This window comes from Chryseobacterium sp. NRRL B-14798, from assembly GCF_050470705.1.
GTDB lineage: Bacteria > Bacteroidota > Bacteroidia > Flavobacteriales > Weeksellaceae > Chryseobacterium > Chryseobacterium cupriresistens.
In genome coordinates this window covers 1-24198 of record NZ_JBFLUL010000005.1, presented here as the reverse complement: position 1 = coordinate 24198, position 24198 = coordinate 1, and the positions used below count along the sequence as shown (strand labels likewise).

Below are 24198 nucleotides of genomic sequence, written 5' to 3'. Positions count from 1 at the left end.
TACTTCTTCGGGGTTTTATATTGTTAAAGGTAATTTCTAAAGCATTCCCAGCTCAAACTTCGCCTCTTCGCTCATCATATCCTTATTCCAGCTCGGTTCGAAAGTAAGCTCTAAATCTACACTTTTTACATGCTCTACTTCAGCTACTTTATCTTTTACTTCCTGAGGAAGTGTTTCTGCTACAGGACAGTTGGGAGTAGTAAGTGTCATTATAATTTTTACGTCAGCATCATCGGAGATCTGGACATCGTAAATCAGCCCTAATTCGTAGATATCTACCGGAATTTCAGGGTCATATACGGTTTTTAATACACCAATGATTTCCTCACCAATGTCAGCAATTTGATCGTCTGTAAATTTCATTTTTTAATCTAGATTGATATTCCTTTTCAACAAATCTTCCTGACGCATGCGCCGGAAAATATTTGCCAAAGTTAAGACATCTTTTTCACAATAGTCAACAATTCTCTGCAAGTCTTTTTCTATGTAGTAAATTGATGAAACCATTGAGCCGTCAATATCATCTTTCGGAGTAGGAATACCAAAAACATGCGCCAGTAATTCCAGGGAGACAAAACTTTTATAATCCCCGAACTTCCAGAGTTCCATAGTATCTATATGCGGAATTTCCCAGGGCTTTTTCCCAAACATCTGAAACGGTGCCGGTGGCTGCATCCCATTGATGAGATAGCGTCTGGCAATCCAGGGAAAATCAAATTCTTTTCCGTTGTGGGCACAGAGAATCACATTATAAAGCCGTGGGCTGTTGAAGATTTCTCCAAATTCCTGAAGCATTTTCTTTTCATCATGCCCGGAAAAACTCTTTATTTTTAATGTTTCATTCTTTTCAACCATTCCAATGGTAATACAGATGATTTTTCCAAACTCGGCCATAATACCGGCTCTGTCATAAAATTGTTCAGCCGTAACATCTTCTTTTCTCTGAAATTTTGTTTTTTTATCCCACAGATATTGCTCTGTTTCTGATAACTCGTTCCAGGAGGCGGATTGTGGAACCGTTTCAATATCAAGAAATAAAATTCTTTCTAAAGGAATATTTTGGATCATTTTTTGTTTTTTATAACCGAAATATATGACATAATAAATCAATTATCCAAAACGTTTTTTATTATACATAAATTTTAAGCTTATGAAGAATTTATTCATTATAGGAAGCAGTATCTGCTTATTATCCTTGGCATCATGTAATGATTCCGATGAAAAAGGTTCTGCTACAGTGAATGTAAGGCTTACAGACGGCCCTGCTGCATATAATGCCGTTAATATTGATATTCAAAAAATTGAAATTAACAGCAATGGAGAATGGACAGCATTAAACTTTCCAAATCCGGGAGTTTATAATCTTCTTAATTTTAAAAATGGAACTGATGTAGTTTTAGGACAGGCTACGCTCCCTGAGGGAAATGTTTCGCAGATGAGAATGGTACTGGGTCCTAATAATAGTGTGGTTGTAAACGGAGTAACTTATCCGCTGCAAACCCCATCGGCTCAACAGAGCGGACTGAAATTCAACTGGAATCAGACATTATCAGCAAACGGAGCATATACCGTGTGGATTGATTTTGATGCCGGAAGATCTATTGTAACGACAGGGAATGGATCATATATTTTAAAACCGGTGATACGGGCGTTCTCTGAACTTACCAACGGACAGATTAAAGGATATGTGCAGCCTCAGGCGGCGCAGGCAGTTGTTCACGCCATTATGGCTTCAGATACGATTTCTACGGCAATCCCTAACCCTGACGGATTTTTCATGTTTTCAGGGCTTCCGCAAGGAAGTTATACCGTTTCTTACGATGCCGGAAACAGCACTGGATATATGGATGAAAATACACCCAATGTATCAGTAAGCTTTGGTCAGGTTACCAATCTTGGGGTAAAAACCCTCCATCAATAAATAATAGTATCAAATAAAAAAACCTTAGTGAAAGACTTCCTAAGGTTTTTTTATGTTTTATTGGCGGGTTATCCTACCTGCATTCCGTTTTTTGTGGGTAATGATGGCGTTAAAAGAGTGACATCTTTTTTGTCTTCACCATAAAGCCCTAACACCAGACATTCGCTGAAGAAATTAGCAATCTGCTTTTTAGGAAAATTCACTACGGCTAAAATCTGTTTTCCTATCAATTCATCTTTGGTATAAAGAGAGGTAATTTGTGCAGATGATTTTCTGATTCCTAAGTCTCCAAAATCTATCTCCAGCTGGTACGATGGGTTTCTTGCTTTTTCAAAATCATTCACTGAAAGAATGGTTCCGCATCTGATGTCTATTTTTTCAAAATCTGCCCAGGTGATGTCTGGTTTTACTGTCATGGTAATTCGTTAATTAGATGTTCTACTTCTGTTTTCTGTTCTGCATACTTTTGCTGCAATACTGAGCCTTCACCCATTCTTTTGTAGTATTCCAATGCTTTTCCTCCAAAGAATTTTTTATGAAAATCCGAAACTTCAGGAATCTGTGGGAAAACCTTGTGAAAAAGCATTTCATAATACGCCTGAAATTCCCTTTCATTTTTGTCTTCAATAACTTGTCCGGGTGCTTTTTGTCTTACATGAAGCATTTCGTGGGCAACCATATTCAGAACAAGGTTCAGGTCAAAATCAAATAAATTTCGTGGGATCATTACGGTCTGGGGGCCTCCCAGATCTCCTTCTGCTGTCAGAAGCATCGAGGTGGGAGAAAGCTCTTCCCTGAACCCGAATCCCGCAAAGTTTTCATGTTCCAGATTAAAAGAATGGATCAGATATTTTGCTGCATCCAGAATCTGGTTGTGTTCTTTGTAAGCCTCAAGGTGTAAGTTGATCTGCTCGAAATTCATCTGAAGTATGTTTTAAACAAATGTATTAAAATATTGAGAATACCAATAGTTTTTGTTCCAAAGGTTTAGAGTAGAAAAATAAATTTTTTTTTATACGACGAGTTCTGTCGCTTCTGGGGGTGATCTTTGCTTCAAGAAAAAAACACAATATGAAACTTGACTTAAAAATTCCAGGTGGACATCTTTTGCCGGAAACCACCTAAAAAAATAAGGCTAAAACCTGAAGACATTCTACTAAAAAGGATCTTCAAAATCTTAACCTATTTTAACCTACACAAAATTACACAAAATGAACGATATGGAAAATAATACTACAGGCGCACCTGTAGAAAATACACCATCACAAACACTTTTCAGATTTGTAAGTCTCAGAAGCCCGGAACTTTCCGATGATACCAAGCAAGATAAGAGATTCATTGTTATTCCTCAGGATCTTAAAAATAATAATGCTTTTTATGTTCCGGTTGTTAATGGAACCGAAGCTAAGCAAAAGCTGCTGCAGACCTGTGCAGCCAATTATGTAAATAATCCAGAACGTATTTCAATAGAATCAAGCAGCCAGAATAGTTTAGAAGGTTTTAAAAGGACTTATAAGGCTTATTATACATTCGGAACCTGGTTGGCTAAAAATAAAAATACATGTACCTATGAGGAGGTTATTGCTAAAAGAGCAGTATTAACAGATCCACAGGCAGCTTCAATAGCACCGCCATTAATTGGTTTATGGAATAATTTAATTTATCAGGTAGTAACTCAGAAAGATTTTTATGTTAAGGAAGTTGTTATGCAGCAGCTATTGGCTCATCATATTCTTTCTGTATCCAATGAAGAAGAAATGAAAGCAGCACTTGCTGCAAGAGTTATTTTGCCCAAAGAACTGATGATGGAAGACGAGAGTATTTCTACATTACAAACTGTTTCAAGAATGGCTTCTGAAGGACCTAAAGAGACTTCTCCAACAGAAGAAATGAAAAGTCAGCAACTTATTTCTGCTGCAAAGATTAAACTTGAAAGATATGAAGCTTTAAAGAAAAACCTTTCTACGATTGAAAGATTATATAAAGCAGAGTATCAAAAAGATTATGCAGCAAAAGAAGAAATTCATCAAAGCGAAATTACTTCAATTCTTGAAGGATATAAAAGAGAACTGGCTGCCCATAAACAAAACTATTGTCAGGTAAGAAATCCTGAGGTAAAATATGATCCTTTAGATCCCTGCCAACAAATTCCGGGTATTCCTGAACCTGTATTACCAAAGTTCAATTTTCAGTTCAGAGCCGAAATAGAACCGGATTCTTTATTAAGAGCATTAAAACCTGAAAACTTAGATGCGTTGCTTGATATCTTAGGACATAATTTTCAGTCTGAACCAAATCAAGAGAAGTCTGCAGCACTTAGTTCCTCGGATCTTGCAATACTTTTGGAAGGAAGAAGTACTTTTTTGGAGATTGATTCTCTATTAAAACAAGCCGTTGAAAAAGCCGCCAGTACCATTGTTGAAAATACCAATGTAGATAATGAAGCATATACCAGTATAGGAGGTGTTTTGATTCCAGTTGCAAGAACCATTGCTGTTCCTTTCAGTTATCAGATCTGTCCGAAGTATGTTTATACAGAATTTACATTTGATGCGGCACTTACAGTTCCGGATTCATCATGGGAGGTAAATGCACTCTCTTATACTTTAGCCCCTAATAATGGCTCTGCGGCTTTCAACAGTAATTATTTTGTGAAATCAAGATCAGGAAACATCATTTTTCTAAATGATCTTTGTATGCCGGGATTAGATTTTAATACCATACAGGATGCCTCTTTAAGTGTAAAAATCATGTTTACTAATGGAAAAACAGCTAATATTTATGTCAGTAAACTACAGGCAAGAACTTGTTTATCAGATCGTTTTTTACTTGAAGTTGATGAAGAAGAACCTGTAGATACTGAAGATGAAAATAATTTTATTCCATCAGGATTCGGATTCAAACAAATCGGTATTGCAGATTATTTGAAAGTGGAGCAGACAACTCATGCCTATGTTGAAGGAGAAGTTGCCCATATTGAGAATATTATGGCTAGAGAATATCGTGAGAAATCTACCAGAAGGTTAAGAAGAAGTGAAAATACTACGACAACATCTTCCGATACTGAAAGAGAGCAGCTTACTGATACTACTACAGCTACCCGTTTTGAAATGCAGAATGAAATTGCAAAAATGATGCAGGAAGCATCAGACAGCAATACTCAGTTTGGGGTAAATGCGAGCTACAAAACAGGAAATGCAAATATCAATACGAGTTTAGGATTGGGAAACGCCAGCCACAGTTCGAGAGATGAAAGTACCAGACAAGCAGTTACCCAGGCTCAGGATATTACATCAAGAGCTATGGACAGAATTGTTTCAAAAGTTCACGAAGAAAGAATTGAGAAAATTATTGAAGAGTTTGAAGAAAACAATTCTCATGGCTTTGATAACAAGAAAGGAGATAAACATGTCGTAGGTGTTTACAGATGGGTGGATAAGCTGATGAAAAACCAGATCTATGATTATGGGAAACGTATGATGTTCGAATTTATGATACCCGAACCCGCAAAGCTCCATTTGTTAGGAATATCTTCCAATAAAAACACCCAATCATTGGTGAAGCCAGAAGATCCTAGAACGTCACAAACTATGACAATGAAAGACCCTGGGGCATTGGATGATGATACCATCTTTAAATATTGGGTAGGAAAATATAATATTACTGCAGATAAAAGATTAGATCCTGTTATTTATATTTCAAATGCATTTTCTGATAAAAATATTGGAGTTGATAATGAATATGGAGTAGGAAGATGGACCGGTGTGTACCATAATAATGACTTTAAAATTCCCGAAAATTATGAAGCTATTTATATAAAAGGCTCTTTAAGAGCAGGTGCAGGAGCGATGAATGATGGACAGGGAATGAATCCTAAACATACAGTATATGTTTGTGGTAAGGAATCCGGAACTGCAGTAGATATGGCTTTAAATTCTATAAAAGATAAAATTACTGTTTCTTTTATTTCTTGGGATATGAAAGGGATTTCAGGTTCATTGATTGCAACATGTCAGCTAACGCAGGAAGCAAAAAGAGAATGGCAACAGGAAGCTTTTAATGCGATCATCAATGGATATGAAGTGGCTTTGGCAGAATATAATAATGCTATATCTGAAGAGAATAATAAAGCTTCTGCAATTAAGGCTTCAAATCCGAATTTTTACAGACAGATTGAAAATACTGTTCTCAGAAAAAACTGTATTTCCTATATGGCAGACAGAGCTTCAAACTCAATTCATGGCTATGGCTTATCAGGTTTAACACAAGGAAGTTCATTTACAGATTATGAAACGAAACTTTCTAAGAATCTAGACAAATACTCTGCTTTTGTAAAATTTATGGAACAGGCATTTGAATGGGAAAATTTATCCTACCACTTGTATCCTTACTATTGGGGTAATAAAGAGAACTGGGTAGAAATGTATAAAGCAGAGAATACTGATCCTGTTTTCAAAGCATTTTTACAAAGTGGTATGGCCAGAGTGGTAGTGACGGTGCGTCCGGGCTTTGAAGGTGCTGTACAATTTTATCTGGCAACAGGAAAAATCTGGAATGGAGGTGAAGTTCCTGTCATCGGTGATGATCTTTATCTATCAATTGTAGATGAATTGAAGCAGCCAAAAGGCAAAAAACATGGAAAAGCATGGATTACCAGACTTCCTACTACCTTAAATATTCTTCAGGCAGAAAGTATCGGACTGAAAGTCGCTCATGCATTACCATTTACTACCGAGAATCCAGATGATTTTGAAGTGCCTTCCGAAGTAATTACTGAGGATAGATTCAATTTCGCCCCTAACAATAACCTTCTTGGAGTAGAATCGCTGGAAGGACAGAAAGTGATTTTGGGAGACTGGAAATAACATAATTATTAACCTTAAAAATTAAAAAAAATGCCAATTATAGGAAAAATTATACGTGTCAATGAATTGCCTCCCATTGGAGAAAGAGAAGCGAATGCGATCTATCAGGTAGCTGCATTAGGTTCTCCCACTTACACAGATTATGCTGTTGATGAAAACGGAGATTTAAAAACGCATGCCGTTGTTGATGGAACCATTCCCCTGGAATTAGCTGATAGTCATGTCAGTATTTCAAATGCGGATCTTGTAGCAGAAGGAATGGCAAGTCAGGCTCAATATAATATCAAGACACAAGAGAAATTAGCTAAAAAATTAGAAATTCCTCTGACAGATGGAAATGCGCAGGATTATCCTAAAATCATAGGAATGAATGATAACGGAAGTGTTGCCAAACTTCCCGCCGGTGATCTGGGAAAAAATATAGCCAATTCATCACTTACATCTGTTGTGGGAGCAGGACTGAAATTAGGAGCCAACTGGACATTAGATACTTCAGGACTTTATTATTCGATCACAGGATTGAATGATGTTTCCAATGATGCTACCTTTAGTACTTTCTTATCTCAGAACTCTTCAGGACGTGTAGGTAAAACAAATGGAAAGCAGCCGTTCTTAAGCTTGCCTGCTACTCTTTCCGAAGCAGAAAAAACAGCATGGAAAACAGCAATGAACGGAGGATGGACTACTAATACTATGAGTGTTGCTGTTATTACTCCTCCTGTTGTGGATAAGCAGAATAAAAACTACTGGATCAGCTTAAGAGGAGCCAACCTTAACCTCCCTCCTACATTTTTCTCCATAGATATCATGGATGAAAGCGGCTCTACGAAATTAGCCACTGTTCCTAATTCACAGGTACAATTATATACCAATGGATTAGACCTGACATTCTATTACAACTTTAAGGATTTACCCATAGGACAGTATAAGATAAGACTATGGAATGGAGTCGCTTATTATGTGACACCCCTTACAGTTTCAGTAGTGCAGAATCTACAGATTGCAGATGTATCAGCATTGACATGGACCAAAAAGATTTATAATAATGCATCTAATCCCGACACATTTGGTAGCGGAGGATCAGCTATTTATCAAAGTAACTCTGCTGTAAAAGCTTACAGTACGGATGATCCTACTATCGTAGCCGCACTTAAATCTTCAAAGCTTAATAATGCCGGAGAAAATTTTTATCTGGAATTTTCTGTCAATTATCAGCATGCAGCTAATATGACCTCAAAAACACAATATGTAGGACTGATGAATAATGCATCGAATGTAGAATTATTGGATCAGACAATTACCCGTTTGAAAACAGTAGGAACACTGGGAAACAGTTTAGGATACAGAGTTCATTATCTTAATAATACAGTAGTGGGAGCCGTTAGTGCAGGGACTACCGGAACCAACGAGACCATCAATGTTATTATTGTTAAAAACGGAACCTCAATGACTGTTTCTATGACAGCAAGGGGAGTTACATCACTGGCCATTATTTCTGTTCCTGACGTTGAATACAGCCTGAATATGGCCGTCAACAATATGGGAGGAAATGCAACAACATCGTTAAATATTATCAATTTATACAAATTTTAAAAACAAAAATTATGAACGAACATTTAATTATACCGGAAAACATTAAAGAAATCCTTAATAATGTAGAGAATATTTCATTAAGCCTTGCAGAACTTCCACTTCAGGAACATCCGAAGCTTCCACAATTTCAAAGAAGTATTCGTGTATTGGATATTGATGCTAAATCTGAACAACAGTTCATCAGTTTCAGATATAAGCAGATACTGAAAGACAAGGAAACAGGAGAAGATATTAATATTTCACTTCCTTCTCCGGAATGGGTAATCTATAAAGATACGTGGAGCTACCTTCGTGATAGTAGTAATAATCCTGTAGAGCTTCCTCTGGCTGAGCCTACGGAGGAGGTGCGTACGGATAAGGTAAAAATTCAGAGCTATAAGTATATGCTTTGGTTGTTGAAAAATAATAAGACTGGCTTTACTGAACTTTTAGCCTCTTATCTTGATGAATTTGTGAAAGACCACAAGGATCAGCTGGACAAGCTTTCTTAAACTTTTTTAATTACTGGCAGGGTCTTAAAACCCTGCCTTTATTCACCTTAAAAAATCACAAAATGAGTTTAGAAATTTTAAATAATCCTTTATTGAGGAACATCACGGATTTCTCTCCCGGAAATGAGAATCCTGATTTTATTAAGACTATTTTTCCGGTTCAGGAATCTCCTCCGGAATTAAAACAAAAAACCTCACTGCAGATTGCAAATACTTACTATGGAGGAAAGCCGGTTGTGGACGGTAATGGATTTCAGATCTATTCGGATGATCCTGTATTTGGAGGAAATATCGATGAAGTTGTTGTCTATAAAAGCAGGTTCAGCCAGACCATAGCCGGAGTTGATGTTGTTCTTTTTGCCAGTAAAAATGGAGCTTTTCTTTTACAGCGTTATTTGGAAGCTTTACCCAATAGCAATGAACTGATTCTATTTTTAGAAATTGATGACCGTTACAATCATAATACGGTAATGCGTGCTGTAGCGGGAGCAGGGCTTACAAATAAAAAGGATATGCCTTTTGCAGACATTCTCGGTTTTACAAGAAAACATGAGGTAACCGTTACACCAAAATCACTCAAAAATCTTATTGAAAAAGGTATTTACAGAAATAAAGTAGATTTTATAAGCTGGTTTCTGGGTTTGAAAGATAAAAGTATCGGAGAAATATTCAGTTTTTTTAAACAGGAAGCTTTGGAAGCCGCTTCAACTTTTTTTACAGAAGGTATTGCCGAAAACATAGTCAAACTAAGGATCTCAGAAAACGGATGGAATCCCAATCCAAAAGAAGGAGAGTATGATCCTGCATTTATTCCGGAAGTATTTTATAAAGAGATAAAAGATTTCTATGAACATAAAGCATCCCAGAATCCTTATGAAAATCTTGCTGGCCAGAAAAAAATCAATGCCAAAATTGTAAAATCATTTTTTGAAAGCATCAATGAAGCAAAAGAAGATTTTAATAGCCTGTTGAACAACGCTGAAACTTTCTTCCCTGCTTTTATCTATAAAAAGATCAACAAATCCCTGACCTTCTTTTTTAACCAGATCGACAAGCTGGAGAAGTTTATTGCAGACCCACTTACCGGAATGCAGCATATTGTCTACAAAAACTATCAGATTGCCAATGCTTTTCTTTGTGGAATTTATAACAGCCTGGTTGATATTATTGCCGGAATCTTTTCCATCATCGGCTTTATCTTCAAAGCAGTCGCTGCCATGGATAAAGTAAATGACAGAAAAGAGGAATATGGGGAAATGTTCCTGGAACTGATGGAAGATTTGCTGGAAGGCATTCTGACTTTTGATTATGTGGAATTCTTTAAGCAGTGCATTACCTTCCAGATAAAAACCATTGTCCGTCTGGTAAATTGGGTGGAAGAAATGATTCCTCAGATCACACTGGAAAAAGGGGCTTATTATTACGGATATATCATTGGGATTATCATCGATATTATTGTGGAAACACTTCTTACAGGTGGAACGGCGGCCGTAGCCAAGCTGGCCAAATCCGTAGAAAGTTTTGTACTGAATCCACTGGAAAAGATCACCAAGGCAATTACAACAGCAGAGAATGGACTGACCAAGATAATAGAATTTATTCGAATGATTCTCCGGGAATTTAAAAAGGGATCAAAAGAAATTTTTTCTAAATTAGAAAAGATTTTAAATGAGGTCTTTGGTTTTGGTGAAGAGGTAGCAGATCATGGTCTGTCTCCAAAACAGAAGATGGCGAAGGATAAGCAGAAGAGGATTCAGGAGGAAATAGACAAGAAGAAAAATGTAGAGAAAAAATCTTTAGATGAAATAGAAGGAGGTGGAATAAGTAAAAAATTATTTTCTATTTGGAAAGTTAATTTGCAGGAAGGAAAATTTAATTGTGCAAACTGTGCTATTGCAACAGATGCTATATTAGCAGGAAAGCCGGCATCTGCATTACCCTATACAATTCAGAAACGATTTAGAAATGGGAATTGGGAAAATTATGTTTCTTTATATGAAGGTACAAAGCCTATAATTTTAGAAAAAGAATTCGGAACTAAGTTTTCAAATTGGACAACTAATTTAAATGACTTAATAAGAGATTTAAAACCAGGTAAAAGAGGAATTATTTTTGGATATAAAGAAGGAACAAATATGGGACATTACTTTAATGTAATTAATGAAAACGGAGTGATTAAATTTCTTGATGGACAAATTGGTAAGAGAGCAAAATTAGTCTATGATTATTATCAATTTTTACCAACAAATTAATTAAAAAAACTATTATGTACACAAAAGAGCAAGCAAGAGCAAAAATGCAAAGATTTGTAGATTATCAGAATAATTTAATAATCTGGAATGAAGAAGGAGATCCAGATATTGTCATATATGATCATCTTACAGAAGAACGTCCTTTCGGGTGGGTGTTTTATTGGCAGGTAAAGAATATTAAAGAAGATTTTTCTAATTTTTTAGCAGGAAATGGTCCTATTATTATTGAGAAAGATACACTAAATGTGTATAAAATGATGACTGCTATTTCTGTGGAAGAAAATATTATGCTTTATAAAAAGGATAAAAATAAATTATTACAGTTGGAAGAAGATCAAGATGGGTTTTTCGATCCTATAAATCTGTAAAAGTCATAACCAAACTAAAAATGGAAATAAAATTCAAGATTTTTTTATTAGTAGAGTTTCAACTTTAAAATTTATTACATGCTAAAAACAAGTTTGATTTTCATTATTATGCTGTTTTTTTGTAAAGGTTATGCCCAAACTAACCTCTATGACTATTATGAAAATGGAAGATACCTTGATAATATAAGTATTAATAATACGGGATATTTTGCGAAAAAAGATCTGATGAAAAGCTATTTTGAATTGTACCCAGCTAAAAAACTAAAGGGTTTGTTTGAAACTTTGGCCTCTCCTAAAGGCTATCATACTGTTTATGAAATAGAAAACAATGAAATCTATGTTAAGGAGTTTTGGATTCTTAAAAAGGAAGATAATGGATTATATACAAATATCACTAATGAGATATTTCCAACCAAAACGGATAGGAAAATAGATTGGTATTCGGGGTTGGTTCTTTTTACTTCGGGTAAGGGAACATTGAATGAAATGAATGTAAACTACGAGAAGAATGCCCTTTTTGAAATCAATAAAGGGAATATTGTAATGAGCCAGCATTTTAATTTAGAACAAATTTTGGATTATAAAGCAAGGTTATTTCAGATATTTAAAAAAACAGAAGAATATAAAATACATAAAAAAGAAGGTAGAGATCGAGGATGGAGAGATAGTACAACAGATGCATTCGAACAAGATATTGTTTTAGATTATTACAATACGATTATTATTAAATAACAGATGCATTTAAATTTTACGCTTTTTAGAAAATGGTTTTTGAGTGTTAAATAAAAGAATATAGAAAAGATTCTTAAAAAATATCCCGCTTTGAAAGCGGGATATTAATTTAAACTAAAAAAATAAATTAAGGATGTTCATTTCTCGCTCTGATGACCAGATTGACTAAATCTGAGCCGCCACTTGCAAAATTATCGCTTGGATTATGTGCGCTTTGGGTTGCTACAGCATACGGAGAGCCATCCCAATATCCCCAGAAAGGACCTCCGCTTTGTCCAGGCCATATATCTGCTTTATGGCTCATGCTTTCGTTGTCATCAGCACTCCAGAAATCTCCATCCAGTGCGATACCTGTCTGGTAGGTAGGTCTTTGCGTTCCGGTAAGGTCTCCCGGATATCCTGCGTGGGTCCAGTAGGCACCACCGTCCCATGAATCTGAATAGGATTTTGAACCTAACCAGCCTGTGCTGTTTCCGATAGGTCTGTCCAATACAATTACCACATAATCATATTGTATCTCTGTAGAATCAATAGAAGGTCCTGCAACTTTATACTTGTAATACGTTAAGGTACCCCAGGCAGTTCCGTAAGGAGCGCTTCCGTTGTAATACATGGGTGTGAATTTCAGCCATCCTGTTGTATTATTAGGCTGCCAGTCTACAATGTGAGAGCAGGTAAGAAGGTGTCTAGGCCCGATCATCACACCGCTTCCAGACCCCAGAGAACTTTCTACTCTGCCGACACATCTCCACGGATAGGCTGTAGAATTGTATACTTTTCTCTGATCGACTCCAAAAATGGTTCTTGCATTTTCAGGAGTCAGGAAAGAATCCCTGTCGATAAATTTAGGTTTACGGTCTCTTTTCGGTTCAAGCTTTGGATTGTACTCAAAATCAGCATGGGTAGGATAGAAATGGTCGGTTTCCAGTGCCCGGTTTTCTGCTGTTTTTTCGTCCATAGGCATTCCTATTGTTTTCATTCCTTTAGGAAAAGTTCTTCCGTTAATGGTTTCCATAGCGGGAGCCTGCTTAAATAGTTTTTCAACTGCTTCTGGTTTTTCAGTTGATTTTGCTTTAACAGTTCTAAGTCTTAGAACTTCTTCAGCGGTCATTGGGTTGTTGTTTTCGGTTTTTGACATGATTATTATTTTAATCTGGTATATTCCTACTCTTTTGATGGCTTTTCGGATTCCGCCGGTAATGGTTATTAGTTAAGTGAATATTTTTTGTGAAAATTCTCCAGTGATGCTTTCTGTCTGGTTGATCTGGGCTGCTCCCATAGCCGCTAAGGCAATGGCAACCTGTTTATCAAGAGTTTTTCTTACAATATTACCGTTGGTAGCACGTAATATTTTACAGAAATGATACGTAAAATAGCCTCGTATCTGTCCGCTGATATTTCCTTCCATGGACACCTGATTGTCTTTTGCTGCAGCCCATAACGTATGATTCATTCCGGTAACAGGCACAAGCGCTTTAGTGAGAACGGTTGATTTTTTTGAATTTTTAGAGGTTTCCATTTCACTGGCGTAAGTGAGATAAAATTCATCCTCAAGCATTGGAGGAATATAGCGGGCAGTTTCGTTGAGAAGATCAGCTTCCAGCCCCAGATCCATTTTTCTGGTTCCTGTTCCCGAATAACAGCAGTCGAAGATAACTTCCATATTTACTCCGGCTTTTAGCTTGCTGAGAACGGTTTTAAAATCATCATCACGAATGACACCGTTATTGGCATAATCATGCGGACAAATAGCCTCGTCCAAACCATCCAGTTCAAGATCCGATCCGATATTGGCCACTCTGGTTCCGTGCCCTGAATAATAAAAAACAAGAGAATCTCCTTTTACACTCGTGCTGATCATGGATTTCAGATAGTTCAATATATTCGCTCTTGTAGCATTCTGATTGGTCAGGATTTTAATCTTTGCCGGACTAAAACCACAGATCACCAATGTATTGGCCATATCTCTCGCGTCATTTACACAGCCGTTAAGATCCGGACCTCCGTATCCGATGGGTGCATAATCATTAATTCCTACGATAAGTGCTTTTTTCATTGTATTAGTTTTAAAAATATTCCCTACTCTGTTCCGGCTTTTCGGGTGCTGCCTTTTTGTGCTTTTTTTCTATGACAAAATTCCATCTTTCAGAAGAGCAAAAACAGAGGAGAAAACCGTATTTTGAAAAAGGAAAAACACCTTTTCGTTTGTAAATGAACGAGTTGTGAAATAAAAATCCGGCAGCTTGAAAAGCTGCCGGATTCGTCAATAGAATGTAAAGATGTTTATTTTTTCAGGGAATAAATAGATTAAAAATTAAGTCAGCACAAATCATGCTTCAAAGCAAAAAGTACCAGACCCGCTCTGTTTTTTATATCCAGTTTCACAAAAACCGAATCTCTGTAGCCATCAATGGTTTTAGGACTGAGGCACATTTTGTCAGCAATCTCCTTATAAGTAAGTTCGCTGCAGGCCCATTTGATAAATTCTTTCTCCCGGTCTCTCAGCTCAGAAAGCAGGGAGGCATTTTTCGCTTCCTCTGTTTTTACTTTCAATAGCTTTTGGGCTACAAAATCAGTATAAAAGCTGCCTTTCTCAAATACCGTTTCAATAGCCTGGAAAAGAATGGAAGGCTGCATATCTTTCAGCAGATAGCCTTTAGCGCCTGCTTTCAGCATTTTAATCAATATTCTTTCATCATCATCCATGGTAAGGGCAATGACTTTAATATCAGGATAATGCTCTGTAAGCCATTCTGTAGTTTCTATACCATTTTTATAAGGCATATTGACATCCATCAGGACTACAGCGGGTAATTCAGAAGCTTTTTCCACGCCTGCAATAAATTCTTCTCCGTTGGGATGATTCATAATGACCCGATATTGAGTGTTTTCTGTGATCATATTCTCCAGTGCTTTGGAGATTAAGGTATGATCATCAACGATCGCTATGGGAATTGTTTTCATAATAAATTTTTATGATAGGTTATCAAAGTTTGTGTTCCTTTATTCAGTTCTGAATGTATAGATAGTTCAGCGTGAATCAGTTTGGCTCTCAGTTCCATATTTTTTAATCCTGAGCCGTCCTGATTACTATTGATATCAAAGCCTCTTCCGTTGTCCGAGATACTGATATGTAATTTTTCACAGTCATCCTCCATGTGTATGGAAACATTTTTGGCTTTGGAATGTTTCAGAATATTATTGATACTTTCCTGGATAATTCTGAAAAGGATCAGTCCGTGTTTAGGCGAAATATCAATATCCTGCTTTTGTGTGATGAATTCTATTTTTAATAATTTCAGTTTTTTAATTCTCTTCACTTCTCTTTCAATGGATTCTGCCAGTCCGAAATGAATAATCTGTTCAGTAATCAATGTTTTAGACAGGTTTCTGATATCCTGTATACATTCTCCCAATAATTCATTGAGTTCGATGAGGTCTTCTTTTTCTGAATTCCGGAGTTTGGTAATCAGCTGGTTTTGACGTAAGCGGACCACAGATAATTTCTGCCCCAGATCATCATGCAATTCCTGCCCGATATAATTGAGAGTCTGTTCTTTCATTTCTACCTGGGAAGTCGCCAGTTCCTTTTCAAACCGAAGATCTTTTTCCTTCTGCTCAATCAGCAGGGTTGTTTTTTTCCTGATAAAAACCGCATAGATGAAGACCATTGTCAAAACAACGATGAATAAAGTAATCGTAAAGATGATGACCAGATTATTCTCTTCCATATCTGCAAAGCATTTATCTTGTTCTTTCCTGTTTGTTCCAGATTAAACCCAATATGAGTATGCCATTACTGATCAGATTCAGCATAAATAAAATAAAAAAATAAATAGTCTCTGATACAGTAGTTCTAAAAAAGAATATCGGGATGCTTCCAATAAAGAATATTAGCAAAGCAACTGATATCCAGAATGGTAAATAATTTTTGATTTCCAATACTTTATCAGAATTAAAGGTTTGGTACAGGAACAAAATGATTGAAAACAGCAACAGGAGGATATCTGCATAGAGCATATTAAAAGAAAAATGATGAAGCAGATCATCTTCTGTATAAAACATCACAACAATATTGAGGACAAAAAGAACCAGGATGATGGTCTGTATCTTTTTGAGCAGCGGAACATATAATAATTGGTAATAATACAGTAAGTACAGAAAAAATACAATCATTAAAAAACCAATTACATAGAAGATGTCCGTAGGCAGATTGGTCAGCTTGAAATAGAAATAACAGGAAATATCAATCAGGGAAAACAACAGATATCCTATGATAAAAAATAAATTCTCCTTTCCGGGTTTTCTGTATTTTATGACCATTAGAATCATCACTACAATGGAAATGGTCATCGATATCTGTTTCCCTGTTTCAATATTCCAGTTCATAATGCTGTGTTTTTTAAGGCATTGTTTCCGATAACGTTTTTGGTGGCGGGGCCAGATTGGTCATATTCATAGATTCTATTGAAGTAACGTCTGTGTTTTCTTCGGTGGTGGCTGATCTGGCCATAACCTTCTCTCTTTCTCTTTTTTGGGCAGTAGGTACTAAAAATATAGTTTGGTAACCTGCATATTCAGGTTTTGCCATTCTGTTTTTAGGATGATTCATTGGATATTTTCCCATGTAGATCCTGATTCCTGGATTTTTTAATTTTTGTTTTCTGGCATTTTCTTTTACATATTTAATATAGCCTTCCATATCTTCAAGCGAAAACCAGTACCATCTCGAATCGGGTTCACCGTTTCTGTACTTCATGAGAATTTCATGATTGGTTCTGGTGTATTCATCAAAAAGAACTCGCCCTTCACGGTAGCTGATCAGTTTCTTTTTATAACTGTTGCTTACAGGTTCTTTAGGAGGTTCGGTGCAGCTAAGCAGACAAAATGCCAGAATAAGAGCTGCACATAAGGGACTTAAAATCTTAGTAAAAAAGGAAGTTTTCATTTTTATGGTTTTAATTTTATGGAACAAAATTAGCGAACGACACAACTATAAAAAAGGGTGAAAACACTGTTTTTATCCTTTACTAAATTTACGACTTTTTGATATTCAGTTGAATATGAATTATGAGGTTTGTTCTTTTTAATTAAAAATATCCAATGGTACTCCTTCAGTAATAAAATTAAAACCATGATGAACATTCATGGTTTTGAAGGAAACGGTTTACCTTTTTATTCTCTCTTTTTCAATCTGCTTTTCACCCCATAGCCGCAGATAATCAATAAAAGGAATGAGCTCGGTGCCGTTTTCCGTTAAAGAATATTCTACCTTAGGAGGAACTTCGTGATACACTTCTCTATGGATAAGCCCGTCATCTTCCAGCTCCCGGACAGTCTGGGTAAGCATTTTAGGAGTAATATCAGAAAGGGTTTTACGAAGTTCGCCATACCGCATAACTGTCTTCAGATGAAGATACCATAAAATACGGCCTTTGTACTTTCCTCCAATCCGTTTAAAGGCATAATCAACAGGACAGGATGGCTCATTGGTAACTTTTTTTATTTTTAACATTTTTTCAATGGTTTGATAATCAGTATTAGTATATTTTTAGTATGTAGATTACCAAAAAGTACATACTTGCTGCAAAGATATGATGAGACTACATTTGCCCGATAATTAAAATCAAAAAAAATGAAAGCTGTTATTGTAAACGAAGCAGGAGGCGTTGAAAATCTTCAATTTACGGAAATAGATAAGCCTGTCATAGGAAATGATGAAGTATTGGTAAAAGTAGTATCGGTAAGCATTAATCCTGTAGATGTAAAGTCCAGAGCATATGAAAGAGTTCTGAACTGGATTTTTGAAGAAAAGAGGCCCGTTATTTTAGGATGGGATATCTCGGGAGAAGTCGTAGAAACCGGGAAAAGTGTAACTGATTTTAAACCGGGAGATGAAGTCTTCGGAATGGTCAATTTTTTTGGAAAAGGAAATGCCTATGCAGAATATGTGGCTGCCCCGGCGGCTCATCTGGCATTAAAGCCTCAAAACATTACCCATCAGCAGGCTGCCGCGGCCTCAATGGCTGCTTCAACGGCATATCAGGCCTTAGTGGATGTTGCCGGAATTAAAAAAGGAAGCAAGGTTCTGGTCCATGCCGCTTCAGGTGGTGTCGGTCATTTTGCTGTTCAGATGGCGAAGTATTTTGGGGCATATGTTATCGGCATATCATCCGGTAAAAATAAAGAATTTGTTTTGTCGCTTGGGGCTGATGAACATATTGATTATACAACGGAAAACTTTTATGAAAAGGTACAGGATGTAGATATCGTCATTGATACCCTTCAGGGAAAAGCTTTGTCGGATTCGGTAGATATTGTAAAAGAGAATGGTATTATTATAACACTTCCGACGCCTGAGATTCCTGAGGATATTGCATTGAGAGCCAGGCAGAAAAAGGTGAATATTGAGTTTATGATGGTACAGTCTAAAAAAGAAACTGCAGAAGCAATTGCGGGCTTATTGAAGCAGGAAGCATTGAAACCATTTGTTTATAAAACTTTCCCGTTTGAAGACATAGCACTGGCACACCTGGAGGTTGAGACCAGCCGCGTTGCAGGAAAAGTAATAGTAAATCTGTAAAAATAAAAACAGGACCGGAAATCTATTCCCGGTCCTGTTAAACAAGATTAAGTGTAAAATTTAGCCTTTACAGGCAAAAAGGATAATTCAAATGTGAACAGATTTTTATTGATTCTTAATCTATGTTTAAGGGAATTGATAGTAATGGTAATTTATTCTTATAGGCCATTATGGCTGTTTTGCTTCGATGGAAAAGAGATTCTACAAGATTGTATTTATAAGGAATCATGGTTAAAAGATCCGGACTGGTCAGTTTTATTTCCTCCTCAATCGCTTTGATGACTTCAATGGACTGAATCATTTTAAAGCTGTACTTAATATCATCCAGATCGTACCCGGAATTCAGGTCAATATCATGAATAACCTCAGCAAAATCTTCTAATCTTTCACTTACATTGAATACCTCAATCTCAGCGTTGAATTCATTAATAAAGTGGTAAATATCATTCATGGCAGACCAGGTCATGCTTTTGTGCGTATCATAAGCGAAAAGAATTTTTCTGATTCCTGTATATTCTATATGTGCGGGAATAATGAGTATCGGTTTTTTAATTCTGTGGATAGCTCTTGTTACACTGTTTCCCAAAAGCTTTTGTTCCAGAGTTTTTTCAGCCATTCCCATCACAATAAAATCACAATCGTGAATCTGCATACAGTTTTCAAGCTCTTCAATAAAATTGCCGGAAGCCAGATGATGCTGGGTTTCGACAGTATATAATCTTTTAAGCTCCGCCGCCTTATCCTCCATTTTTTTCTGATTTTTAAGCGTTTGAGTGTAGAAAAAATCAGCTGAAACCTGTGCATTCAGGGCATGGATGGAAACGGACTGAAGATTGAAAAGCACAATCCTGTATTTGTTTTCTTTAGCCATAGATGCTGCATAATGAGTAGCGTTTTCAGCTTCGTGGGAAAAATCTGTGCAGACAATTATTGTTTTCATTATACCGGATTTAATACCACAAAACTATGATAGACAGCTATTCCCTGATTATAAAAATACTGTGATGTTGCATAAAATGATGATGAAATGTCTTTTTCAGGTGATGAACCGTCACATTCATTTTAACTCTGCTATTTTACGTTTCAGGTATTGTTTTGGCGGTCTCGTCCAAAATAGAAGATATTCATATAAAATCTATTTCTATATTTACATTCATAAAGTCCCGGATATGAACAGGATTTCTGCCATCAGGAAAAAAATAGTACGGAATAAGAAGATTCTTTCCACCATGAAAAGAAGGCTGGTGATCTGGGCGTTAGCAGTGGTCACTTTCTGTGTTTTTTCCTACCTTATTGATCCCTTTGATCCCGTTTGGAAAGGCTACCTTGATGCTCCTTTAAAAATGATTTTGGAAGATGCCACATGGATTATCTTTTTTTCAATCATTATTTCTGAGGTAAGTATTTTTATAGACAGGACGCTCAATAAGTGGCTGCCCTGGAGAAACAGGACCGTAAAGCGATTATTCATTCAGTGTTTGCTTCAGATCGTGGGAAGTGTTTTGATTGTGATTATTATCAATGCAATTGTAGATGGTACTTCAGTAACATTACCTGAAATGGATTCCCGCAAAGAATATACACTTCTTGGACAATGGATCGCTACTAATATTGTCATATCGTTGATTATCAGCACTTTTAATACTGTTGATTATTTATTGGAAAACTGGAAAAAAACAGCAGTAGAAGCTGCCCAACACAAACTGAGGGCATCAAAACACAAGCAGGCTGCAATGGCGGCAGAACTTCAGGCACTTAAGCTTCAGATTGACCCGCATTTTATTTTCAATAACTTAAGTGTGTTGTCAGAACTCATCCTGGAAGATCAGCAATTGGGATATGACTATTCCGAGAAATTTGCGAGAGTATACAGATACTTATTAGTAAATTCCAAAAAAGACATTATTGCCGTAGAAGAGGAACTCAAATTTTTAGAATCCTATATCTTTTTGATTGAAAAAAGAATTGGGGAAGGCGTTATATTCAAAATAGATATTCAGGAAGAGTACAAATCCAGATTCACCCTTCCGCTGTCTTTACAGTTGCTGGTTGAAAATGCCATTAAACATAACCAGACTTCAAAGGTAAATCCTCTGGAGATTCATGTTTATACAAGCCCTGAAGGAGAATTGGTAGTTTCTAATACATTTCTGCCTTTAATCAATAAGCCGGATTCCTCAGGAGTAGGGCTTACCAATATCATTGCACGATACGAAATCTTAGGATATCCTAAACCTGTGATTGAAAAAACAGAAGATAAATTTATAGTAAAACTCCCATTGATATGAAGATTAATAAAGTTTTAATTGTTGAAGACGAAAGACCCAATGCAGACAGGTTAAAAAGACTGTTGTTGAAGTTAAGACCCCATATCGAAATTCTGTCTGTGGAAGACTCGATTACCTCAACAGTACACTGGCTGGAAAATAATGTGGTTCCCGATGTTATCCTGATGGATGTAAGACTTGCAGATGGCCTCAGCTTTGAAATATTTAACAAGCATGAAGTTAAAAGTGCCGTCATATTTACAACAGCATACGATGAATATGCTGTACAGGCATTCAAATACAATAGTGTAGATTACCTCCTGAAACCTATTGAAGAAGAAGAGCTGGATGCCGCCTTAAAGCGCTATGAAACCTTTATGGAAGCCGTCCCGGTAGTAGGAACAGCCATTGAAGGATTATTAAATTATATCCAGCCGAAAGATTACAGAAAACGTTTTCTCATTGCCCATAGAGATGGATATAAGACCGTGCTGGCAGAAGATATCCTCTATTTTTATACCGAATTGGGAATCAGCAAAGCCATGCTGAATACGGGAGTGGTAGAAAATGTTCCCCAAACCCTGGAAGAACTTGAAAAACAATTGGATCCTAAATTCTTTTTCCGTGCCAACAGACAATTTATCATTCATATCAATTCCGTAAAACAGATTTTTAATCATTTTAATGGAAAACTAAAGCTGGAGTTGAGGAAACAGCCTGATATGGAAGTGATTGTAAGCCGGGAGAAAGCTTCCGTTTTCAAATCCTGGATGGATTATTAATTCTGGAAAATACAGACAAGGCTGTCTCAAAGTCAAATAATTTGACCTATGTAATTCTGACGAAGGAAGAATCTCATCAATATCCCAATACATGAGATTCTTCACTACATTTATGAACTTCGTTTGCAGACTTTCAGTCCGTGTTCAGAATGACATTTTTGAGACATCCTCTTTTTCGTTTTACTTGTGAAATCCATATGTTTATCCTTAATGGTTTCACTCTTATTTCCCCATAAAAATCTCTTTTTTGTCATAATTACAAAGGAAAATAGCGGTTTTCTTTTCATTTTTCCTATCATACGTTTCATCTGCGATTAATGACACTTCACCCAACTTCTGAAAGAATATCACTATAAGATGAAGTTATTTTGCTCCTGTAAAATTTAAAAACCAATGTTATGAATTACAGAAAAGGATATCTGGTACTTTCACTTACAGCTGCAGCCATATTGTACTCGTGTGGTTCTGGGAGCGGCCAGGAAAATACTCAGCAGATGCAGCAGGCATTGCCTACAGATTTTATTCAGGTAAAATCCGGAGATGCAGATGTGTCTACAGGATATCCGGGAAGCATAGAAGGACAGGACAATGTGGATATCAAAGCACAGGTAACGGGATATCTGGAGGCAGTATATATCAAAGAAGGGCAGTATGTAAATAAAGGGCAGACCCTTTTCAGAATAAATCCATCTGTGTACAACGAGCAGGTCAATACCAATGAAGCAGCCTTGAAATCAGCGTTGGCGGCACAGGAAACAGCAAGACTTGAAGTAGAAAAACTGAAACCTCTTGTAGAAGGAAAAGTAGTTTCCGATATGCAGCTGAAAACCGCTCAGGCGAGTTATAAAGCGGCATCAGCACAGGTTGCACAGGCACAGTCATCATTGGGATCCTCAAAGATTAACGCCAATTTTACGTATATCAAAGCACCGGTGAGCGGATACATAGGCAGAATTCCGAACAGAGTAGGAAATCTTATCAGCCCGTCTGATCCATCACCACTAACCACGCTTTCAAGCATCAACACCGTGAATGTGTACTTCTCCATGAATGAAGCTGATTTTATTGCGCACAGCAGAGCGGCAGCATCAGGAAATACAGCAGAAAATGTAGAGCTTATCCTGGCAGACGGTTCCACTTATTCTCTTAAAGGAAAACTGGAAAATGCCAGCGGAAATTTCGACAGAAATACCGGAAGTATTCAGATGAAAGCTGTTTTCCAGAATCCGGATAAATTATTAAGAGCCGGAGGAACAGCCAGAGTGATGATTCATAATGCCCTTAATGGTGTGATTAAACTTCCGAAAACCTCTGTAAAAGATATTCAGGACAGATTCTTTGTTTATAAACTGAATGGTAAGGATAAAGTGAAAATGACACAGATTACCGTTTCAGGAAGTACATCCAGGATTACTTTATCAAAGAAGGTGTGAAGGCAGGAGATAAGATTGCCATTAACAGAATTGATGCTCTTACAGACGGAGCACAGGTGGTGGCACACACTGTTCCTTTGAAATAGTTGTATAACCTTTCTTAGAAAATTCAAAAATGTTAAAAAAGATAATAGACCGTCCTGTACTGGCGACGGTAATATCCCTTATCATTGTTATTTTAGGGATTATAGGATTAAACCAGCTGGCGGTGACCAGATTTCCGGACATCTCTCCGCCCACGATTACCGTTTCAGGATCATATCCCGGAGGAAACAGTGAAACCGTGATCCGTTCTGTGGTAACACCGCTGAAGAGCAGATCAATGGAGTGGAAGATATGGAATACATGAAATCCACAGCAAGTAATGATGGTACATTCTCGATATCCATTATATTCAAACAGGGAGTGAATGCTGATCAGGCAGCCGTAAAACGTGCAAAACAGAGTACAGCAGGCCACCCCGATACTACCGCAGGAGGTAGTGAGAATGGGATTGACCACCTCCAAGCAGCAGAACAGTATGGTATTGATTTTCAATATTTATACGGAAGATAATAAACAATATGATGAAACTTTCCTTCAAAATTATGCGAATATCAACCTTATTCCCAGGTTAAAAGAGTAAAAGGAGTAGGGCCAGGCCATGGTTTCGGGTTGAAAGATTATTCATGAGGAATATGGCTGAACCCTCAGAAATGTCATCTTACGGACTTGAACCGGCAGATGTTTCCAGAGCGATCGCAGACCAAAGTTTGAATCAGCTCCGGGAAAACTTGGGAGGAATCTGATGCAGCCTTAGAATATGTAATCCGCTATAAAGGAAAAAAGAACAAGCCGGAACAATATGAAAATATTATTGTTAAAAATATAGGAAGTCAGATCATCAGGCTTAAAGATGTTGCCCGTGTGGA

23 protein-coding genes and 1 pseudogene are annotated in these 24198 nt (G+C 36.9%); 12 read left to right on the top strand and 12 right to left on the bottom strand.

Features of this window, described 5'->3' with window-relative positions; all coding sequences use genetic code 11:
• Positions 1-36: 36 nt before the first annotated feature.
• Both AB1278_RS00495 and AB1278_RS00490 read right to left on the bottom strand, forming a co-directional pair.
• A complete protein-coding gene (locus AB1278_RS00495) occupies positions 37-363 on the bottom strand; it encodes an SUF system Fe-S cluster assembly protein (protein ID WP_047376050.1) in 327 nt (108 codons plus the stop codon).
• A gap of 3 nt (positions 364-366) precedes the next feature.
• Entirely contained in the window at positions 367-1068 is a 702-nt protein-coding gene (locus AB1278_RS00490) for a 3'-5' exonuclease (protein WP_110009046.1), read from the bottom strand.
• 82 nt (positions 1069-1150) lie between these two features.
• On the opposite strand from AB1278_RS00490, the gene AB1278_RS00485 reads away from it, so the two are divergent.
• Complete coding sequence (locus tag AB1278_RS00485; protein WP_202842018.1) at positions 1151-1921, top strand: DUF4382 domain-containing protein; 771 nt, start codon at positions 1151-1153, stop codon at positions 1919-1921.
• Positions 1922-1989: 68 nt separating this feature from the next.
• On the opposite strand, the gene AB1278_RS00480 is transcribed toward AB1278_RS00485, so the two are convergent.
• A complete protein-coding gene (locus AB1278_RS00480; RefSeq protein ID WP_202842016.1) occupies positions 1990-2337 on the bottom strand; it encodes a tRNA-binding protein in 348 nt (115 codons plus the stop codon).
• On the bottom strand, positions 2334-2843 hold the full coding sequence (locus tag AB1278_RS00475) for a hypothetical protein (RefSeq protein ID WP_131436986.1): 510 nt from the start codon (positions 2841-2843) through the stop codon (positions 2334-2336). The genes AB1278_RS00480 and AB1278_RS00475 overlap by 4 nt, the downstream gene beginning before the upstream one ends.
• A gap of 289 nt (positions 2844-3132) precedes the next feature.
• Between AB1278_RS00475 and AB1278_RS00470 the strand changes: the two genes are divergently transcribed.
• The 6 genes from AB1278_RS00470 to AB1278_RS00445 all read left to right on the top strand — a co-directional run bounded on the left by AB1278_RS00470 (position 3133) and on the right by AB1278_RS00445 (position 12222).
• The gene (locus tag AB1278_RS00470; RefSeq protein WP_429811743.1) at positions 3133-6786 is read left to right on the top strand and encodes a hypothetical protein; all 3654 of its coding nucleotides are present in this window, start codon (positions 3133-3135) and stop codon (positions 6784-6786) included.
• Between the two features lie 30 nt (positions 6787-6816).
• The gene (locus tag AB1278_RS00465) at positions 6817-8379 is read left to right on the top strand and encodes a hypothetical protein (protein WP_429811740.1); all 1563 of its coding nucleotides are present in this window, start codon (positions 6817-6819) and stop codon (positions 8377-8379) included.
• 11 nt (positions 8380-8390) lie between these two features.
• Positions 8391-8870, top strand: a complete 480-nt coding sequence (locus tag AB1278_RS00460; RefSeq protein ID WP_202842013.1) for a hypothetical protein — start codon at positions 8391-8393, stop codon at positions 8868-8870.
• A 62-nt stretch (positions 8871-8932) separates the two neighbouring features.
• A complete protein-coding gene (locus tag AB1278_RS00455) occupies positions 8933-11122 on the top strand; it encodes a toxin glutamine deamidase domain-containing protein (RefSeq protein ID WP_202842011.1) in 2190 nt (729 codons plus the stop codon).
• A gap of 14 nt (positions 11123-11136) precedes the next feature.
• Positions 11137-11490, top strand: a complete 354-nt coding sequence (locus AB1278_RS00450) for a hypothetical protein (protein WP_202842009.1) — start codon at positions 11137-11139, stop codon at positions 11488-11490.
• A 78-nt stretch (positions 11491-11568) separates the two neighbouring features.
• A complete protein-coding gene (locus AB1278_RS00445) occupies positions 11569-12222 on the top strand; it encodes a hypothetical protein (protein WP_202842007.1) in 654 nt (217 codons plus the stop codon).
• Between the two features lie 127 nt (positions 12223-12349).
• Here the strand turns inward: AB1278_RS00445 and AB1278_RS00440 are convergent, their stop codons facing one another.
• From AB1278_RS00440 to AB1278_RS00410, 7 genes are all read right to left on the bottom strand, one after another.
• Entirely contained in the window at positions 12350-13360 is a 1011-nt protein-coding gene (locus AB1278_RS00440; RefSeq protein WP_202842005.1) for a trypsin-like serine peptidase, read from the bottom strand.
• A 72-nt stretch (positions 13361-13432) separates the two neighbouring features.
• A complete protein-coding gene (locus tag AB1278_RS00435; RefSeq protein WP_202842003.1) occupies positions 13433-14278 on the bottom strand; it encodes a caspase family protein in 846 nt (281 codons plus the stop codon).
• A 263-nt stretch (positions 14279-14541) separates the two neighbouring features.
• Positions 14542-15186 carry a response regulator transcription factor gene (locus tag AB1278_RS00430; RefSeq protein ID WP_062672986.1) on the bottom strand — a complete coding sequence of 215 codons (645 nt, stop codon included), beginning with the start codon at positions 15184-15186 and terminating at the stop codon, positions 14542-14544.
• The gene (locus AB1278_RS00425; protein ID WP_120232385.1) at positions 15183-15953 is read right to left on the bottom strand and encodes a sensor histidine kinase; all 771 of its coding nucleotides are present in this window, start codon (positions 15951-15953) and stop codon (positions 15183-15185) included. The genes AB1278_RS00430 and AB1278_RS00425 overlap by 4 nt, the downstream gene beginning before the upstream one ends.
• Before the next feature lie 13 nt (positions 15954-15966).
• The gene (locus AB1278_RS00420; RefSeq protein ID WP_429811713.1) at positions 15967-16611 is read right to left on the bottom strand and encodes a hypothetical protein; all 645 of its coding nucleotides are present in this window, start codon (positions 16609-16611) and stop codon (positions 15967-15969) included.
• 13 nt (positions 16612-16624) lie between these two features.
• The gene (locus AB1278_RS00415) at positions 16625-17170 is read right to left on the bottom strand and encodes a hypothetical protein (RefSeq protein WP_202841999.1); all 546 of its coding nucleotides are present in this window, start codon (positions 17168-17170) and stop codon (positions 16625-16627) included.
• 219 nt (positions 17171-17389) lie between these two features.
• Positions 17390-17737: a winged helix-turn-helix transcriptional regulator gene (locus AB1278_RS00410; RefSeq protein WP_238349670.1), complete on the bottom strand. Its 348-nt coding sequence runs from the start codon at positions 17735-17737 to the stop codon at positions 17390-17392.
• A gap of 120 nt (positions 17738-17857) precedes the next feature.
• Between AB1278_RS00410 and AB1278_RS00405 the strand changes: the two genes are divergently transcribed.
• Positions 17858-18805, top strand: coding sequence for an NADP-dependent oxidoreductase (locus AB1278_RS00405; protein ID WP_429811734.1), 948 nt, complete (start codon positions 17858-17860; stop codon positions 18803-18805).
• 115 nt (positions 18806-18920) lie between these two features.
• Here AB1278_RS00405 and AB1278_RS00400 read toward each other — a convergent pair whose 3' ends face one another.
• Positions 18921-19745, bottom strand: a complete 825-nt coding sequence (locus AB1278_RS00400) for a universal stress protein (protein ID WP_429811704.1) — start codon at positions 19743-19745, stop codon at positions 18921-18923.
• A 229-nt stretch (positions 19746-19974) separates the two neighbouring features.
• Here AB1278_RS00400 and AB1278_RS00395 point away from each other — a divergent pair, with 229 nt between their 5' ends.
• From AB1278_RS00395 to AB1278_RS00380, 4 genes and pseudogenes are all read left to right on the top strand, one after another.
• Entirely contained in the window at positions 19975-21093 is a 1119-nt protein-coding gene (locus tag AB1278_RS00395; RefSeq protein ID WP_429811731.1) for a sensor histidine kinase, read from the top strand.
• On the top strand, positions 21090-21854 hold the full coding sequence (locus AB1278_RS00390; protein WP_429811728.1) for a LytR/AlgR family response regulator transcription factor: 765 nt from the start codon (positions 21090-21092) through the stop codon (positions 21852-21854). Before AB1278_RS00395 ends, AB1278_RS00390 begins: the two co-directional genes overlap by 4 nt.
• Before the next feature lie 398 nt (positions 21855-22252).
• The gene (locus tag AB1278_RS00385; RefSeq protein WP_429811725.1) at positions 22253-23287 is read left to right on the top strand and encodes an efflux RND transporter periplasmic adaptor subunit; all 1035 of its coding nucleotides are present in this window, start codon (positions 22253-22255) and stop codon (positions 23285-23287) included.
• Positions 23288-23402: 115 nt separating this feature from the next.
• A pseudogene (locus AB1278_RS00380) lies at positions 23403-23912 on the top strand (efflux RND transporter permease subunit).
• The last annotated feature ends 286 nt before the right edge of the window (positions 23913-24198 follow it).

Coding starts and splice junctions, on each gene's coding strand:
- AB1278_RS00445 (WP_202842007.1), top strand. CDS start 11,569: ATGCTAAAAACAAGTTTGATTTTCATTATTATGCTGTTTTTTTGTAAA.
- AB1278_RS00440 (WP_202842005.1), bottom strand. CDS start 13,360: ATGTCAAAAACCGAAAACAACAACCCAATGACCGCTGAAGAAGTTCTA.
- AB1278_RS00450 (WP_202842009.1), top strand. CDS start 11,137: ATGTACACAAAAGAGCAAGCAAGAGCAAAAATGCAAAGATTTGTAGAT.
- AB1278_RS00415 (WP_202841999.1), bottom strand. CDS start 17,170: ATGAAAACTTCCTTTTTTACTAAGATTTTAAGTCCCTTATGTGCAGCT.
- AB1278_RS00495 (WP_047376050.1), bottom strand. CDS start 363: ATGAAATTTACAGACGATCAAATTGCTGACATTGGTGAGGAAATCATT.
- AB1278_RS00490 (WP_110009046.1), bottom strand. CDS start 1,068: ATGATCCAAAATATTCCTTTAGAAAGAATTTTATTTCTTGATATTGAA.
- AB1278_RS00455 (WP_202842011.1), top strand. CDS start 8,933: ATGAGTTTAGAAATTTTAAATAATCCTTTATTGAGGAACATCACGGAT.
- AB1278_RS00470 (WP_429811743.1), top strand. CDS start 3,133: ATGAACGATATGGAAAATAATACTACAGGCGCACCTGTAGAAAATACA.
- AB1278_RS00390 (WP_429811728.1), top strand. CDS start 21,090: ATGAAGATTAATAAAGTTTTAATTGTTGAAGACGAAAGACCCAATGCA.
- AB1278_RS00395 (WP_429811731.1), top strand. CDS start 19,975: ATGAACAGGATTTCTGCCATCAGGAAAAAAATAGTACGGAATAAGAAG.
- AB1278_RS00435 (WP_202842003.1), bottom strand. CDS start 14,278: ATGAAAAAAGCACTTATCGTAGGAATTAATGATTATGCACCCATCGGA.
- AB1278_RS00460 (WP_202842013.1), top strand. CDS start 8,391: ATGAACGAACATTTAATTATACCGGAAAACATTAAAGAAATCCTTAAT.
- AB1278_RS00465 (WP_429811740.1), top strand. CDS start 6,817: ATGCCAATTATAGGAAAAATTATACGTGTCAATGAATTGCCTCCCATT.
- AB1278_RS00430 (WP_062672986.1), bottom strand. CDS start 15,186: ATGAAAACAATTCCCATAGCGATCGTTGATGATCATACCTTAATCTCC.
- AB1278_RS00475 (WP_131436986.1), bottom strand. CDS start 2,843: ATGAATTTCGAGCAGATCAACTTACACCTTGAGGCTTACAAAGAACAC.
- AB1278_RS00400 (WP_429811704.1), bottom strand. CDS start 19,745: ATGAAAACAATAATTGTCTGCACAGATTTTTCCCACGAAGCTGAAAAC.
- AB1278_RS00420 (WP_429811713.1), bottom strand. CDS start 16,611: ATGAACTGGAATATTGAAACAGGGAAACAGATATCGATGACCATTTCC.
- AB1278_RS00480 (WP_202842016.1), bottom strand. CDS start 2,337: ATGACAGTAAAACCAGACATCACCTGGGCAGATTTTGAAAAAATAGAC.
- AB1278_RS00405 (WP_429811734.1), top strand. CDS start 17,858: ATGAAAGCTGTTATTGTAAACGAAGCAGGAGGCGTTGAAAATCTTCAA.
- AB1278_RS00385 (WP_429811725.1), top strand. CDS start 22,253: ATGAATTACAGAAAAGGATATCTGGTACTTTCACTTACAGCTGCAGCC.
- AB1278_RS00425 (WP_120232385.1), bottom strand. CDS start 15,953: ATGGAAGAGAATAATCTGGTCATCATCTTTACGATTACTTTATTCATC.
- AB1278_RS00485 (WP_202842018.1), top strand. CDS start 1,151: ATGAAGAATTTATTCATTATAGGAAGCAGTATCTGCTTATTATCCTTG.
- AB1278_RS00410 (WP_238349670.1), bottom strand. CDS start 17,737: ATGTTAAAAATAAAAAAAGTTACCAATGAGCCATCCTGTCCTGTTGAT.